This is a genomic window from Synechococcus sp. JA-2-3B'a(2-13) (genome assembly GCF_000013225.1).
GTDB lineage: Bacteria > Cyanobacteriota > Cyanobacteriia > Thermostichales > Thermostichaceae > Thermostichus.
Genome location: NC_007776.1, coordinates 1,073,020 through 1,086,986, shown reverse-complemented (window position 1 = coordinate 1,086,986; position 13,967 = coordinate 1,073,020). Strand labels below are relative to the sequence as shown.

Here is a 13,967-nt window from a genome sequence, read left to right as displayed (position 1 = left end):
TGTTCGCGTAAACGGGCTGTAGGCCCTAAACCCGACAGCCTGACGGTTGGATCCGACCTCAGTGGGTTTTGTGGTTGTTGTTTACAACGGCACCTAAAGGCACTCGGGAACCACCCTGTGTGCTGGCGAGTACGTAGCGCTGGGGAGCTGCGTGGCAGCAACGTTGAGGTCGAGGATGATCCCACGCTGCTCATTTTGCACCCTGTGCATCGGAAAGAGCTATAAAGCCAAGCAGGGGCTAGATGGATTCTTGCGGCACTTCTGAGCCTTTTTCAGGTTGAGCAACACTGGGCCGGTTCTGGCGAGTTGCTTGTACAATCGCCACCGTAAGCAAATGGGAGAGCAGACCCACAGGCCCAGCAAACAAGCACAAAATCAGGGAATGGGTTGTCCATACTCGCTTATCCCACCCTTCCAAGAAGATCCAGCGGCCCACAAACAAATCCATGACGATGTAGTGGACCCATCCCGTCGCCATAACAGAGGGTTGACTGAATAGGCCAGTTAAGCTGGTCAGAGACAGTTGAGGGTTGGAAAATTCCTTGAGAACATCGGCATTAAACCCGGTGACCAAAAGATACAAATAAACCGCCGCCAAAAGAGCGATGGGCAAAAGCGATTCCATCACTTTGCGGGTTACCTTCCAACCCGGCAGCAGAATCATCAAGGCCCAAAAGGGCAGAGCAAACCAGTTAGCCCCGTTAAAGATCATCTCCAGCATGCTTGGCAGCCCCCAACGCTACCTGTCTATTATCGGCCCAATGCCCCCTGGGGATCCCTGCAGTGGTGGGTAGGAATGGATAGGAGCTATTCCTGACTTGCCCTGAAGTTTTTTCTGGAGCCAGAGGGATCCCGGTCGCTATTCCGGTTGGCGGAGCCTAGCAGTCGCAATGGAGCTGACCGCACGGCCACTGTCGGTGGTGGCAGCAATGCAGGAAATCCGGGATCCAGTGTCGGTCATGGCCCAGAAGCTGCTGATGCTTTTGGCCGTAGAGGTGGGTTGAGCTGGGCCGATGGGGGATTCTACTGCCTGGGAGTCTGGGGATTTTTCCTGAGCAGGGATCCACACCACAGGTTCCTCACCCCGTTGGGCTACTGCAACTTTTGGGGCGGGATGTTCTGGGGTGGGCTCAGGGGCTTCTTCTCTGCGGGTAGCCTTCGCAGCAGCGGCCTTCTGAAGAGAGGGCTGCTGAACCGGCCTCTTGCCAAGGGGCGGTCGTGGGGCCTTGCGTGGCGCGGCAGCGGGGGGTGCAGGGGGGGCTTGGCCGGCGATCTTTCCCCATAAGGCTTTGAGGAGTTGCCACATGGCTGGGTTGGCTACTGAGGGAGAGAGCAGTGAGGAATGGTGTTATCCTGCCATGCTCTGGCCTGAGAATCCATACCCTCTGCCAGTCTTGATAGAGCAAAGTCATAACGAGTATGATTAAGTAGCTTGCTTAGGGAGAAAGTTCAACATGGCGCAGATTCGCGAGATTCCCCTTGCCCAAATTCGCCGCCCTTTGCCGCGGCAAACGGATCCGGATAAGGTGCAGGCGCTGATGGCTTCCATTGAAGCAGTCGGCCTACAGGAGCCCATTGAGGTTTTGGAAGTGGAAGGGGAGTATTATGGGTTCTCCGGCTGCCATCGCTACGAGGCATTTGTCCGCTTGGGCAAGGAGCGGATCCCCTGCCGGGTGCGAAAAGCGCCACGTGCTGTTTTGAGGCTACACCTGGCCTGAAAGGGATCCCTTCTGGCCCGGCTCCTCTTCGGCGGTGTAGCCCCGTTCGTAGGCAAAACGCACCAGTTGCGAGCGATTTTCCAAAGAAAGCTTGCTGAGGATGTTGGTCAGGTGAGTTTGCACGGTGCGCGGGCTGATGAACAGCTTCTCGCCGATTTGCTTGTTGGTGAAGCCGCGAATGACTTCCCGAAAGACCCGCTCTTCGGCAGGGGTCAGGGGCAATTCGGGTGGGGTGGGGCGGGGGTCCGCTTCGGGTTTTGGCTGGGACTGCTGTTGGATTAGCCGCAAAATTTCCGATTGGGTGCGGCGGGAGCGTTCAATCTGGGCCTCGATTTTGGCCACCAGTTCCAGGGGTTCAAAGGGCTTGATGATGTAGTCATCCGCCCCCCGCTCATAGCCCTGAACTCGGTCATCGATCTCTCCCCGCGAAGAGAGAAAAATGAAGGGGACGAGCTCGCCGCCGCGCTGTTGGCGCAGTTGTCGGCAAAACTCAAAGCCGTCCATTTCCGGCATCACCACATCTGAAACCACCACATCCGGCTGCTCTTGGGCAAACAGACGCAATCCTTCCACACCCGAAGCGCCTGTACAAACCCGATAGCCATGCTGAGTCAGGTGGCGGCTCAGCACCTTCAGGGAGAGGGGATCGTCATCTACGACCAGTACACGCTTCATGAGGACTCGAGGAGGCTGTTAGGGAAAAGGGTAAAGCGCTATTCACCTGTTATCTGTCGCTATTTTAGGGAGACGGACAGGATTCGTCATTTGGCTGGGGTGCCTTGACCCATAATAGTGGTTTCAAGGGTGGCCTGGTTGAAAGGTAAACTACCCGGCTCCGACCGCTAAGCGGTACGGAGCGGGCTTTCAGTAGCCCTGAGCCTGTTCTGCTCTACCAGAGAACAAAACAAGCCCGGACCTCTAGGCTGGTTTACGGCAGCCCCCAAGAGCGCAATCACATTCGCACCATTCAAATCCGCATCCCCTTCCCATCCACAGTGCCCACACTTGAACGACTTGCCACTGCGGTAGGATTGCGCAGGGTCGGGATGGATGTGCAAACACTTGTGGCAGGTCTGCGACGTGTAGGCGGGCGGCACAAGAATCAGAGAAACCCCTGCAACCCTCGCCTTGTATTCCAGAAATTGACGTAGTTGGTAGAACGCCCAACTGTTGGTCCTACGCCGCTCGGCTTTGCTGCGTGGCTGTTGATTGACCCTTTCCCGGATCCCTGTCAGGTCTTCCAGAGCAATAGCGCTGTTGGTAGCTTTTGCCCTAGAGACAATAGCTTTGGAGATGCGATGATTGACCCACGTTTTTGCTACGCAACGCTGACGCGACTGAAAGCGTCTCTCCTTGCCAGACAGCCGTTGCAACAGTTCTCTGCATCTGCGCCGCGAACTGCGTGTGCCCTTACTGGCTTTGCGTTGGAGTGCCGCCCTCAACCGGGAGTAGTGGTCGCGGACTCTGTTCAACTGCTGTCCATTCCAGTTGTCCCCGTCTGACGTATGGGCAATATCTGTCCTTCCCAAGTCCACCCCGATCACCTTGTCGGTATCTTGTTGCTTGGGTGGTTTTTTCTCTACGCAAATCTGGATGTAGTAGGAGCCATCCTTCTGCTGGACTAGGGTGGCCGATTTGGGGTTAGAGCCAGCCAGCATTCCCCTCTGGTAGTTACCAATGGCTAGCTCAAAGCGTTCTCTCCCTTCAACCGTGGTCAGCGACACCGTCCAGTCTTTCTCGCGGAATGAAAAGATACGTGCGTCGTAGGTAACGAACCTACGCTTGAACTCTTTAACCGGACGGTTGCGCTGTCTCGCCACTTTGCGGGAACCCGCTACCCGTCTGCACACCTGTTGGTCGCGTAAGCGGGACGTAGTCCTTGCCAAGTTACTGGACAAGCCGAACCGGGCTCGAATCTCGTAGTAGCAAAGGGATTGCAGTTTGACCGCGTTGACGATCTTCTCCGGCGTGTTCTGGTTGACCCAGTTCAAGGCTTGGCCAAAAGCCTCCATCGTCGCGTCCAATTTGGCGGCTTGCGACTGGGACGCCTTGAGCTTACAGGAGACGGTCAGGACTTGGCTCATAAGTTCATTGTACTTCATTAAAGCGCATTCCTCCCGGCACTGACCCTACGGGTACAGTGCGGGGCTCCTGCGATTTCTAGCTGAACCTGGCCCTCTAAGCTCCCATTCCCGAGTACTGTTGCAAGCCTTTGCGCCACAACCAGCGGTTAGCCAGCCAGAGCAGGCCCGTCCAGGCCAGGCCCAGGCCAAAACCGCGCAGAATGTCCACCGGGATCCCTGCCCAGAGGCTGGCGGGAAAATGCACCAGGTAGGGGAAGGGTGTCCAGGCCAAGACCTGGCGCACGGGTGGTGGGAACACCTCCAGAGGAGCGATCACCCCCGAGAAAAACAAGTACACCAAAAAATGGAACTGCTCCAAGGCCGTCACCCGTTCCACCCAAAAGGCCAGCAGCGCCAGGGTGTACTGCATGAGAAAGCGCAGGGCAAAAGCCAGGAGAATGGCCAGGGATCCCAGCCCCGCCTGGGCCCAAGAGGGGATCCAAAAGGCACGGGGGTAGAGGACGAAGAAAAGGGCGATTAAAACCAGGGTAAAGGGGAGACGGGCCAAGCGCTCCATCAGGTGGCTGGCCACATGGTGCCAAGCGGGATCCAGAGGCTGCAACAGGCGAGGAGATAATTTGCCTTCGACCACCTCTCGCTCAAAGTCCCAGATGACCCAGACGATGGTGAACTGGCGCACCAGGAACACCGCCAGAAAGTAGCGGATGAACTCCAGAGCAGACAGCGAGAAGTCTCCTGAGCGGGCTGCCTCGCTCCACACCCCCATCATGATCAGGGGCAGGGATCCGGCCAACACCCACAGGATCAGCTCGGCCCGGTACTCCAGCATGTAGGCGTAGTAGGCGGAGAAGAGGGCACCCAACTTGCGAAAGAAGGCGTTCATGGAGATTCCGGTTGCGCAAGCGCTGCGGAGCAATACGAGACTGGCGGACGCAAAGTGGGCAACAAGCTGGCCAGGCTGACCACCGCTCCCACCACAACAATTGAAGGCGGTGCTACGGGCGAGGGCTGCCCAGCCAGAGTCTGCAGGCGGAGCAGATGAATCTCTTGCTCAGGGGTGGTGCCCCAGCGGATCAGGGCAACCGGGGTGTCGGGAGCTTTCCCTCCGGCCAACAATTCAGCGGCAATGTGGCTGAGGTTGTGCATGCCCATGTAGATCACCAGGGTTTCCACCGCCCCGGCCAAAGCCCGCCAATTGACCTGAGGGCGGTATTTCCCTGCCGCCTCATGTCCGGTAACAAAAGCAACTGAGGAGCTGAGGTCGCGATGGGTGAGAGGGATCCCGGCATAGGCGCTGGCGGCAATGCCCGCCGTAATTCCCGGCACCACCTCCACTGGGATCCCGGCCTGCACCAGAGCCAACATCTCCTCGCCGCCTCGCCCAAAGATGAAGGGATCCCCCCCTTTGAGCCGCACCACCACGGCTGCCGTCCGAGCTTTCTCCATCAGCAAGGCTGTGATCTGCTCCTGGGGCAAGGTGTGAGCGCCGCAGTGTTTGCCAGCATAGATCCGTTCTGCCGTCGGCGGGATCAGCTCCAGGATGGAGGATCCCACCAGAGCATCGTAGATGACCACATCCGCGTGGGCGAGTAGCGCCTTTCCCTTCACCGTCAGCAGCCCTGGATCCCCAGGCCCTGCCCCCACCAAATACACTTTGCCCATCTCAAGTCCTGGTCGCGTCATTGCTGTTGGAAATATCCATTTTGAGGGAACGGGAAAGATTCGGCTATTCCAGCGCCGGGCTAAAAGCCTGGAGTGTCTCCACAATGGCCTGCATCAGTTGAGGATCCCGCCAGAGGGGCGGCTCCACCTGGATTTGGAGCAGAGGCCATTCCCGCTGTAATCGCTGAGCCTGTTCTTGTAGGGCGCGCAGCAGACCGCCTGGAAAGAGAAAAAACGGCAGCACCCGTAGACGGCACTGGCTAAGGCGCAAGCAATGGATCACGACCGCTTCTAAGGTGGGGGACTGGGCAGCAAAAGCCACATGCAAGGGGATCTCGGGCAAGCGCCGTTGCACAGTTTGGATCCCGGCTTGGAGCTGGGCGGCAAACCCCGGCAGACGGCTGCCATGGCCAAGCACAATCCAGGCATCTGCCCGTTCGCCGGATTGCCTGAGCGTTGCAGAGCAAGAGGGCTGTGGAGCCAGAATGCGAGCCACCAACAGATCCAGGAGGGCCGGGTGCTGGCCAATGGGGGGTGTTAACCGGATGGGCAGGCGCGGCCAGCGAGCTTGAACCTGCTTCACCGCAGCCGGTAAATCCTCTTCCACATGGGATCCCTCGCCCATAAACAGCGACAGCAGCACCACTTGATCGGGAGATCGGCCTGCGCCCAGCCAAGCTGCCAGCCGTCCTTGAATCTGTTCGGCCAGGGTGAGAGGCTGACCTTCCAACTGGGCCAGCTCCACCGGCTGGGGAGCCAGCTGCTGCTGCACCCGGGCCAACAAATCTGCCAAAGCCTGCTGATAATCGGGATCCCGGCTGCCGTGACAGACCAAAAACACCAGGGGATTGGAGGACATGGCAGAGGTCAGGGATCCGAGCGGAAGGGTTCCATTTTGCTACTTTAGGGGATCCCGCCAACTTCTCGCGTAGGATCTGCGCGTATGATTTGAAGAGTACACATCCTCTTTCCCAGCTTCGTCAGCCCTTTCCCAGGTTTTCATGTCATTTGAGAATCGTTCCACCGCCCCTGAACTCTTAATCCATGTCTTGCGGGAGGGGTTGACCGAATCTATCCATCATTGCCAAGCTGTCGTGGCCGATAGCCGCGGGCGTTCTCTGGCCATGGCCGGCAACAGCACCACCCCTGTTTTTGCCCGTTCTGCCCTCAAACCTTTCCAAGCACTGGCCATGCTCTCCACCGGCATCCGCGAGCGCTACCGCCTCAGCGAGAAAGATATTGCCATCATGTGCGGATCCCATCAGGGCACCACGGCTCATGCGCGGCAGGTGTTCAGCATACTGTGGCGGGCCGATCTGTCTCCCGATTTGCTGGTCTGCCCCACCCCACCCGGCAAGCCCAGCCCCCTGTGCCACAACTGCTCCGGCAAACATGCTGGCATGCTCGTGGCCAGCCGCGCCCAAAACTGGACCTTGTCGGACTATGCCCAGCGGCAGCATCCGGTGCAAGCGCTGGTGCGGGCCAAGTTGGCGGATTTGCTGCAAATGCCCTCGGAGGAGTTTTTGTTTGCGCGGGATGACTGTGGGGTGCCCACCTACCAATTGCAACTGAACCACCTGGCTTCTCTATTCGCCCAACTGACCGCCGGCGAGCGGCCCGACTTGGAATCGGTAGCACGGGCCATGACCCATCACCCGGAGATGGTGGCTGGACAGGGGTGTTTCGACACGGAATTGATGCGGGCCACTCAAGGGGATCTGGTGAGCAAATCGGGTGCTGAAGGGATCCAGTGCATTGGCCGGGTGGGGGAAGGCATGGGCCTGGCCATCAAGGTCCAGGATGGAGCCGCCCGGGCCAAGTATGCCCTGGCTTTGCACCTGCTGCAGCGTATGGGCTGGATTCAGCCTGCTGCTGCTGAAATGCTAGGGGAGCGCTTCCTCTCCATTGGCCCTTACACCCGCCTTGAGGTGGAAGGGGAACTGCGTATGCCTTGAAGAGCCGGAGGTGGGAAGGCCTTGCACCCAAACTCTTGGTGATGCTAGATTTCTCGAAGAAAAGGCCCAAAAACTAATGATTGAAGCCCTCTTCAAGACTCTTGACGACGAGCTAGGCAAGCTATTTGCCCTGACTAAGAAAGCAAAGGAGACCGCAGGGAAAGCCCAAGTCGCTTGTAAAGGAGGGCAAGTTCCAGCCCTGAGCCGCCAGCTACAAGGCTGTAGCTCTGTCCTCAGCGAGGCTCTTTCCCAGGTGGAGACGGTAAGACAAGCCCTTGAACAAACCCAGCAGGTTTTGGAGAGAACTTCTCTTGAAGAACTTGCTAGCGAGGTAGGAGAACGAGTCGGCCAGCCTTGGCTGCCTACGGAAAGCCCCCATGTCTTTGTAGCTTTCCCCGCCTTAGTGCGCTTTTCCAGGGAGGGAGTGCGCATAGATCGCAAGCTTCTACGCTCTCAACGGCCCAGTGCCATTGCAGAGAAGATTCTCCGAGCAAGAATGACCAAAGGGAAAGAAACTAATCCAGAGGTAGTTCTTGAACGCATCTGGAAAGCGGCAAAAATTGCAGCGGGTTACTTGAGAAAGTCAAGCGCAGAGCTGCCTCGTTCTCTTCAAGTACCTGCTCGCGATGTCTTCGAGGTGCTCCACCTCAACAACCCAGACTACACCGAAGTGGAGTTTACGCGGCATCTTTACCTCTTGGATCGAAATGGCACCAACCATGTGGAGGGCTACCGCTTGATCTTCTCCGCGTCTACAGGCACGCGCTCGGGTCGCTACTACCGCATTCGAGACGAAGCTGGGGTGGAGCACGCCTACTATCTTTTGGAGTTTGAGAAGCTATGAGCGAAGAGGGCCAGGGTCGGCTAGAGCCTGATTTGTGGCTGCGCTGTCTGGAAGAAGACTACTTGCGTTCTTTTATCCCTGAAGGTGGTGCCACTGTCAAGCTGGCCGTTGTTCCGAAAGATTCCTACTCTTGGGTGCGGAAAGCGCTGCTGGAAAAGCTTAACCAGTATTCCTTTCATATTTTTGATTTGACAGAGGAGTGCTTAAAGCTGCATTCAGTCGAACAGCTTTGGTTTGCCCTTGCTCAGAGAGTAGATTGGGAGACTTTTGCCAAAGATCTGCGCTTCAACATTCTCCAAAAAATTGGATACCCTCCCAGGCTAGATCTGCAGGACTGCACTTTAGAGCAGTTGGCCGAATTCTATCAGATTGAAGCCCGTGAGATCAAACTAGAGTTTCAGCGGGAAATTAAGAGAGGTATTTTTCTGGATTACTCACTAGCCCTTGACTTTCGCAAAGCCATAGTCCGACTTGTCTACGAACCCCTTCAAAGCCCAGGCACTCTGGAAGGTCTATGCTCTGCAATTCAAGAGTGGCTTAAAGGTACGCTGAGCTCTATCAGCCGGGTGCGTGAAGCGGCTATTTTTCGAAAGATTGACAGGACAAATGCTCGAGGGATTCTACTTTCTTTCTTAAGACTATTTACACGACGATCCGGCTTAGTAGCAGTCCTTGTCAGCTTGCTTCACTACTACGAGCGGACCCCCAGTGGACGCCCTAACTTTACCAGTCGACAAATCCTTGAGCTCTACGAGACTTTGCGTGAGTTTATCGATGCGGAGAGTGAACTAGAAAAAACTGTGTTAATTTTCTTAGCTCCTCCAGAGTTTATTGAATCTGAGCGTCTGTCTTATCATAGATATCGAGCTTTGCAAACTCGAATTGAGAATGAGGTTTCTTCTCTTCAAAAGCCTAATCCATGCACAGCTATGGTGCAGCTTCTATGAATGTAGCGATTGCAGCTAGGCGGGCCATTGAAGCCCTACGAAATGGCGTTCCTAACCGGTTCGCAGTTGCAGAACTTGGCTCTTGGCAGTCTCAGATTGAGGAGGGTTTTCAAGAGCTGTGCAAGGGTGCTAGTTCAGGCCCTGCAGGAATGCTGATAAAGGGGGATTTTGGGACAGGCAAGTCCCATCTTCTACTAACCCTGCAGGAGCGAGCAAGGAAGAATAATTTTGCCACCTCCCTAGTTGTCGTCTCCAAAGAGTTGCCCCTCGGTAACCCCAATCGCCTGATTCCCCGCCTCCTTGCCCAGGTCGAGCTCCCTGACATGGTTGAGCGTGGGATCCAAGGCATGGCAGCCCGGCTACAGGACTCCTCGCCTTCTTTCTCGCCTTCTTTCCAGAAGTTCCAGCTTTGGGTTAACCAGTGGCAGTTTGGGTCAGGCTGGTGGCCGGCCACCTTGGCTCTGTACCAAAGGTTAGGAGGCGATGACGAGAAGCTAGACGCCATTGTCCGCTTTTGGGCTGGTGAGCCCACTCTGAAGTCCTCAGAGGTAAGGCGAAGCCTACGGGATCACGGCTTGGCAGGTGCTTATCCCATTGGCAAGCTACCCCCTGCAGAAAGCCTACACTGGCAGCGCCTGGCCTTCTGTGCCCAGCTATGTCGGGCCATAGGGTTTGGGGGCTTGGTGGTTTTGGTGGATGAGATTGAGCTTATTGCCCAGTACAGTCTTCTTCAGCGGGTCAAGTCGTACCGCGTTCTTGGGCACTTGTTTGGTACAACAACCCTGCCTGAAGAAATAAAGAAAGCTCCGCTGGTTTTCGTAGGAGCAGTAACCCGCGATTTCGAGAGGGTCATTCTACAAGAAAAAGGAGATTGGGAGAAAGCACCTAAGATAGCTCTCCAGAAGCATATGTCTGAGGAAGTTGTAAAGGCCGGCATGGAGGCTATTAGCCAAGCTACCCCTCTCTGTTCCTGCTTAGAAGCCCGCGAGGACATTCAATCCATGTGGCATAGGGTAGCGGATCTCTACCAGAAAGCTTATCCCGATTGGGTACGCCCATCGCTGCCACAGCTTCCTGAGCTCTACAGCACAACCACTGTGCGGTCAATTATTCGCCGCTGGATTACGGAGTGGGATGTGCGTCGGTATTACAGCCCCGATACAGAAATTGTGATTGTAGAAGATGAGGCGATCAAGTCTACCCCAACTGAGGAGCTTCCAGAGTTGGAAGAGGACGAAGAATAAGCCCAGTCAATCCCTAACTAGCTTTGAGAGGCCTCAGCGCTGGAAAGGGTTTTGGAAAGGATTCGGGCTGGAGCTTTGCCCCTTGTTGCGGTACTTGGGGTTGATGGTCAGGGTGCCAGCTCCCAGGCCTCGCTGCGCCAAAAACTCCAGGTTGCGGCGGCGCATGGTGGTGTCGTAGTCATTTTTAACGCGATCTTCCAGCATGGCCACCTGCTGCAGCGCGCTCAGCAAGATAGCAGCAGCTTGCTCGGAGGTGTAGCCATTCTGGGAGGCATAGCGCACGGCAAACTCGTCGGCTGCCACCTGGGCCTTCTGGCCCTTCTCCGCTTTGCGCAACAGAAACACCGCTGACGCGGCCAAGCCTGCTGCTAAGCCAACGCCGAGGTTATCTCCCATCTGCAGCTCTACCAAAATGCCCATGCTGCCGGCCCCGATCAAGGCGGGATACAGCAACAACGCCGACCAGTTATCCCCCAAAGCCAGCTCTGTGGCCATCACCGCTTCTCGCAAGAAGTAGATCTTCTGCTGGTCAGGGCTCAGCTTCTGCCAACGGCTGAGGTCAATGGCGAAGCGAGAGTATTTCTGCCAGGGAAAGCGCCACAACGGCTGCACAACCCGAGACTGGTCGGGGGTGCCGATCTCGATCTGCACTTCAGGGCGGATCTCCACCGGGAGAAACTGGATCAGGCGGTCAAAGTCGGAAATGGTATACATGCTGGCACAGTGCGGCTAAGGGAGCGGCTGGAGAGGATTACCCATAGTAAAAGATTCTAGCCTTCCTTGCAGGCCAGCTCCAAGCAAGCTTTTTGCAATAGGGCTGGCGGCAGAGGGACAAGCCTGAGCCTAGATGGAAAGGGGGTATGCCGCGTAACATACTCCCGACCCTGTAGCTAGCTTCCCGCAGGGTTGCTACGCATACAGCGCGGGGCTTCTCGGCGGTTTAGCTAAACCTGAGGTGAGCAATCTATTTGGCGGATTGCCCAAGGGACTGAATTTATCATCCCAGTCAAACCCTTGAGGACCAAGACAGCCGTTATCTTAGTTTGAAGAGGGATCCCTGCTGGGGTGTTTGAGATTGGTCAAATCGTTGAGGCGGCGCAGGATCCCCCATCCCTGTAGGGCCTCCAGCAGGGCTTCCCGCACAACCGCTACCGTCTCTTGGTCGAGGGCCAACCGCAGATAATCCACCGCCAGCCGGGTTTGCTCGGGATCCAGGTGGGACATTAAGCTCTGCAAGCGGCGAACGCCCGCCAGCCGTCGGAAGGGATCGGGAGAAGCAATGTCGCTGAGGTCGCGCTCCAATTGAGACCGTTGCCGCTCTTGTCGGCCCCTGAGCCACTCCCCAAACAGCAGCGACAACAAGGCTAGAGTGGCCAATCCCTGTAGAATGGCACCGGTGGCCAGCCAGCGTTGGGTGGATTCTGCCCAGATGGAGATGAGGGTGTAGGTGCCCAAGGTGGCGGCTGCTCCCGAACCAATTGCCAGCAAAAGCCAGCGATCCGCCTGCCGAAACCAAGCTTGCCACTCCTGCCAGCGGCGGTTGAACTCAGGGCTGCGCACCCCCTGTAGCCCCAACATCACCAAGGTGCCCACCCCCAGAGAGAGCGCCAGCCGCCCATTCCAGAAGGCCAGCCCTGCCAACGCCAAGGCCGACAGAGCCAAAACCCGCCACTGCGGCCCCGATAGGATCCACAGAGCAACTTGGGATCCCGTCTCCACTGCCCCACGCCCCACCCGCTGCAGATATTCTGGCCAGGATCCCTGGCCGGAAGAAGGGCGACCCGATTGATGCTTCACCGATGGCAACTCCCAAAACTCGGCCCTATCTGGCCCTTTGCAAGCGGCAAGATAGATCAACGCTCCTTAAATTATGCTCTTATGCTTTATAGAGTCGAGGTAGGCTTTCCACCCTTGGGTTTGCAACTGGTCGTTTTTCTCCTGCACCGCCTGTTTTAGGCTTTCCCGATAGGCGATCACCCGCCGGAGCAGATCGGGATCCCCACTGGCTAGGATCTGCACCGCCAACAGACCCGCGTTGTAGCCGTTGCCAATGGCCACCGTGGCCACCGGGATCCCTTTGGGCATTTGCACAATCGAGTATAAGGAGTCGATCCCCTGCAGGGATGGGCTGAGCACCGGCACCCCGATCACCGGCAGAGGGGTGAGGGACGCCACCATCCCCGGCAAATGGGCTGCTCCCCCTGCCCCGGCAATGATGACGCGGATCCCTTGGGTATGGGCGCGGCGGGCAAACTCTACCATCGCCTCGGGAGTGCGATGGGCGCTGAGGATCTGCAATTGGTAAGGGATCCCAAACTCCTCACACACCTGGGCGGCAGGTGCAAGGGTGGGCAAATCGGAATCGCTACCCATTACGATGGCAACGAGGGGGGAGAGTTCCATATCGCTAAGCGACGCTAACGCGAAAGGCTGCTGGCCCGGCGTAGCCGATCCATCATCGCATAGCCCAACCCCGTCGAGATGGGTGGGGGCTCTGCCAGCAGGAGCGTAGCATCTCCCTCATCCAGTCGGCGCAGGCTGGCAAAGAGGGCGCGGGCGGCTGCCTTGGGATCCGAACCCAAACACTCCAAACTGAAAGTGATCCCCGGCCAATGGCGGGAGAGGGTGTTCAGCAGAGCCTGCGGATCCGTGGCAAAGCTGAGGATGCCCAGGTGGGAATGACCGGTTGTCAGGTGCTGCACCTGTTGCCAATCGCCGGGCTGAAGCTGGGCAAAAGGGGTGGGCAAAAGCCGGAGGGGCTTACTGGGGGCATAGTGGCTGCTCAGTCGTCCCGGCGCTTCTGGCGGGCCCGTTGTGCCATCCTTGGGGGCCTGTTCTGGGGGCAACCGGATGGGCAACCCCAGGTGGGCCTCCAGGGCTTCCAGTGGGATCCCTCCTGGGCGCAGCAGCGTTGGGATCCCCTCGGGGCTGAGCTTTAGCACGGTGGACTCCAGGCCCACAGCACACTCTCCCCCATCCAAGATGTAAGGGATCCGCCCTCCCAACTCTGCATAGACGGCCTGGGCTGAGGTGGGGCTGATGCGGCCAAAGCGATTGGCACTGGGGGCAGCCAGAGGGGTTTGCACCGCCTGCAACAAAGCTTGAGCCACCGGGTGAGCAGGCACCCGCAGGGCAACAGTAGGCAACCCGCTGCTTACCAGATCCGGCACGGTGGGGCACTTGGGCAGCACCAAGGTTAGGGGCCCCGGCCAGAAGGTGTCGATCAGGGATCCCAGCAGAGCGCGAGCGGCGGGAGTAAAAGCCGACACGTCCACCAGCCACCCCTGCAATTGCTCTAGGGTCACCCCAGCCGGCAGATGCAGGATCAGGGGATCGAAGCGGGGGCGCTCCTTGGCGGCAAAAATGTTTGCCACTGCCTGCTCATCCAAGCCATTGCCCGCCAGGCCGTAAACCGTCTCCGTGGGGATGGCCACCAACTGGCCCCGCAGCAAGGCTGCCGCCGCTACGGCAATGTGCTCAGGAGTGGGTGAGAGAATTTCCGTCTGCATCCAT

The 13,967-nt window shown here is 57.6% G+C and carries 16 protein-coding genes and 1 pseudogene; 6 read left to right on the top strand and 11 right to left on the bottom strand.

The window, feature by feature from the left end:
• Nucleotides 1–238 precede the first annotated feature (238 nt).
• Nucleotides 239–721, bottom strand: a complete 483-nt coding sequence (locus CYB_RS04990) for an ABA4-like family protein (protein WP_011432680.1) — start codon at nucleotides 719–721, stop codon at nucleotides 239–241.
• Between the two features lie 138 nt (nucleotides 722–859).
• Complete coding sequence (locus CYB_RS14740; RefSeq protein WP_011432678.1) at nucleotides 860–1,306, bottom strand: hypothetical protein; 447 nt, start codon at nucleotides 1,304–1,306, stop codon at nucleotides 860–862.
• A 148-nt stretch (nucleotides 1,307–1,454) separates the two neighbouring features.
• On the opposite strand from CYB_RS14740, the gene CYB_RS04980 reads away from it, so the two are divergent.
• The gene (locus CYB_RS04980; protein ID WP_011432677.1) at nucleotides 1,455–1,718 is read left to right on the top strand and encodes a sulfiredoxin; all 264 of its coding nucleotides are present in this window, start codon (nucleotides 1,455–1,457) and stop codon (nucleotides 1,716–1,718) included.
• Here the strand turns inward: CYB_RS04980 and CYB_RS04975 are convergent.
• The 5 genes from CYB_RS04975 to CYB_RS04955 form a co-directional block, all read right to left on the bottom strand.
• Entirely contained in the window at nucleotides 1,704–2,393 is a 690-nt protein-coding gene (locus CYB_RS04975) for a response regulator transcription factor (RefSeq protein WP_011432676.1), read from the bottom strand. The genes CYB_RS04980 and CYB_RS04975 overlap by 15 nt on opposite strands.
• 167 nt (nucleotides 2,394–2,560) lie before the next feature.
• Nucleotides 2,561–3,802: an RNA-guided endonuclease InsQ/TnpB family protein gene (locus tag CYB_RS04970; protein WP_011432675.1), complete on the bottom strand. Its 1,242-nt coding sequence runs from the start codon at nucleotides 3,800–3,802 to the stop codon at nucleotides 2,561–2,563.
• A gap of 94 nt (nucleotides 3,803–3,896) precedes the next feature.
• Nucleotides 3,897–4,685 (bottom strand): ABC transporter permease, encoded by a 789-nt coding sequence (locus tag CYB_RS04965; RefSeq protein ID WP_011432674.1) that lies wholly within the window; start codon nucleotides 4,683–4,685, stop codon nucleotides 3,897–3,899.
• A complete protein-coding gene (gene cobA / locus CYB_RS04960; RefSeq protein ID WP_011432673.1) occupies nucleotides 4,682–5,464 on the bottom strand; it encodes a uroporphyrinogen-III C-methyltransferase in 783 nt (260 codons plus the stop codon). The genes CYB_RS04965 and cobA overlap by 4 nt, the downstream gene beginning before the upstream one ends.
• A gap of 64 nt (nucleotides 5,465–5,528) precedes the next feature.
• Nucleotides 5,529–6,323 carry a sirohydrochlorin chelatase gene (locus CYB_RS04955; protein ID WP_011432672.1) on the bottom strand — a complete coding sequence of 265 codons (795 nt, stop codon included), beginning with the start codon at nucleotides 6,321–6,323 and terminating at the stop codon, nucleotides 5,529–5,531.
• Nucleotides 6,324–6,465: 142 nt separating this feature from the next.
• Here CYB_RS04955 and CYB_RS04950 point away from each other — a divergent pair, with 142 nt between their 5' ends.
• From CYB_RS04950 to CYB_RS04935, 5 genes and pseudogenes are all read left to right on the top strand, one after another.
• On the top strand, nucleotides 6,466–7,419 hold the full coding sequence (locus tag CYB_RS04950) for an asparaginase (RefSeq protein ID WP_011432671.1): 954 nt from the start codon (nucleotides 6,466–6,468) through the stop codon (nucleotides 7,417–7,419).
• A 574-nt stretch (nucleotides 7,420–7,993) separates the two neighbouring features.
• Nucleotides 7,994–8,263 (top strand): hypothetical protein, encoded by a 270-nt coding sequence (locus tag CYB_RS15350; RefSeq protein WP_238376915.1) that lies wholly within the window; start codon nucleotides 7,994–7,996, stop codon nucleotides 8,261–8,263.
• The gene (locus CYB_RS04940) at nucleotides 8,260–9,210 is read left to right on the top strand and encodes a hypothetical protein (protein ID WP_011432669.1); all 951 of its coding nucleotides are present in this window, start codon (nucleotides 8,260–8,262) and stop codon (nucleotides 9,208–9,210) included. Before CYB_RS15350 ends, CYB_RS04940 begins: the two co-directional genes overlap by 4 nt.
• A pseudogene (locus tag CYB_RS15635) lies at nucleotides 9,183–9,470 on the top strand (BREX system ATP-binding domain-containing protein); the annotation flags it as partial. The gene CYB_RS04940 and the pseudogene CYB_RS15635, both read left to right, overlap by 28 nt.
• A 63-nt stretch (nucleotides 9,471–9,533) precedes the next feature.
• Entirely contained in the window at nucleotides 9,534–10,454 is a 921-nt protein-coding gene (locus CYB_RS04935; RefSeq protein WP_238376913.1) for an ATP-binding protein, read from the top strand.
• A gap of 33 nt (nucleotides 10,455–10,487) precedes the next feature.
• On the opposite strand, the gene CYB_RS04930 is transcribed toward CYB_RS04935, so the two are convergent.
• The 4 genes from CYB_RS04930 to CYB_RS04915 form a co-directional block, all read right to left on the bottom strand.
• Nucleotides 10,488–11,168, bottom strand: a complete 681-nt coding sequence (locus CYB_RS04930; protein WP_011432666.1) for a DUF3318 domain-containing protein — start codon at nucleotides 11,166–11,168, stop codon at nucleotides 10,488–10,490.
• A 324-nt stretch (nucleotides 11,169–11,492) separates the two neighbouring features.
• A complete protein-coding gene (locus CYB_RS04925; RefSeq protein ID WP_011432665.1) occupies nucleotides 11,493–12,251 on the bottom strand; it encodes a hypothetical protein in 759 nt (252 codons plus the stop codon).
• A 66-nt stretch (nucleotides 12,252–12,317) separates the two neighbouring features.
• On the bottom strand, nucleotides 12,318–12,857 hold the full coding sequence (purE, locus tag CYB_RS04920) for a 5-(carboxyamino)imidazole ribonucleotide mutase (RefSeq protein ID WP_011432664.1): 540 nt from the start codon (nucleotides 12,855–12,857) through the stop codon (nucleotides 12,318–12,320).
• Between the two features lie 14 nt (nucleotides 12,858–12,871).
• Entirely contained in the window at nucleotides 12,872–13,963 is a 1,092-nt protein-coding gene (locus tag CYB_RS04915) for an L-threonylcarbamoyladenylate synthase (RefSeq protein WP_011432663.1), read from the bottom strand.
• Between the last annotated feature and the right edge of the window lie 4 nt (nucleotides 13,964–13,967).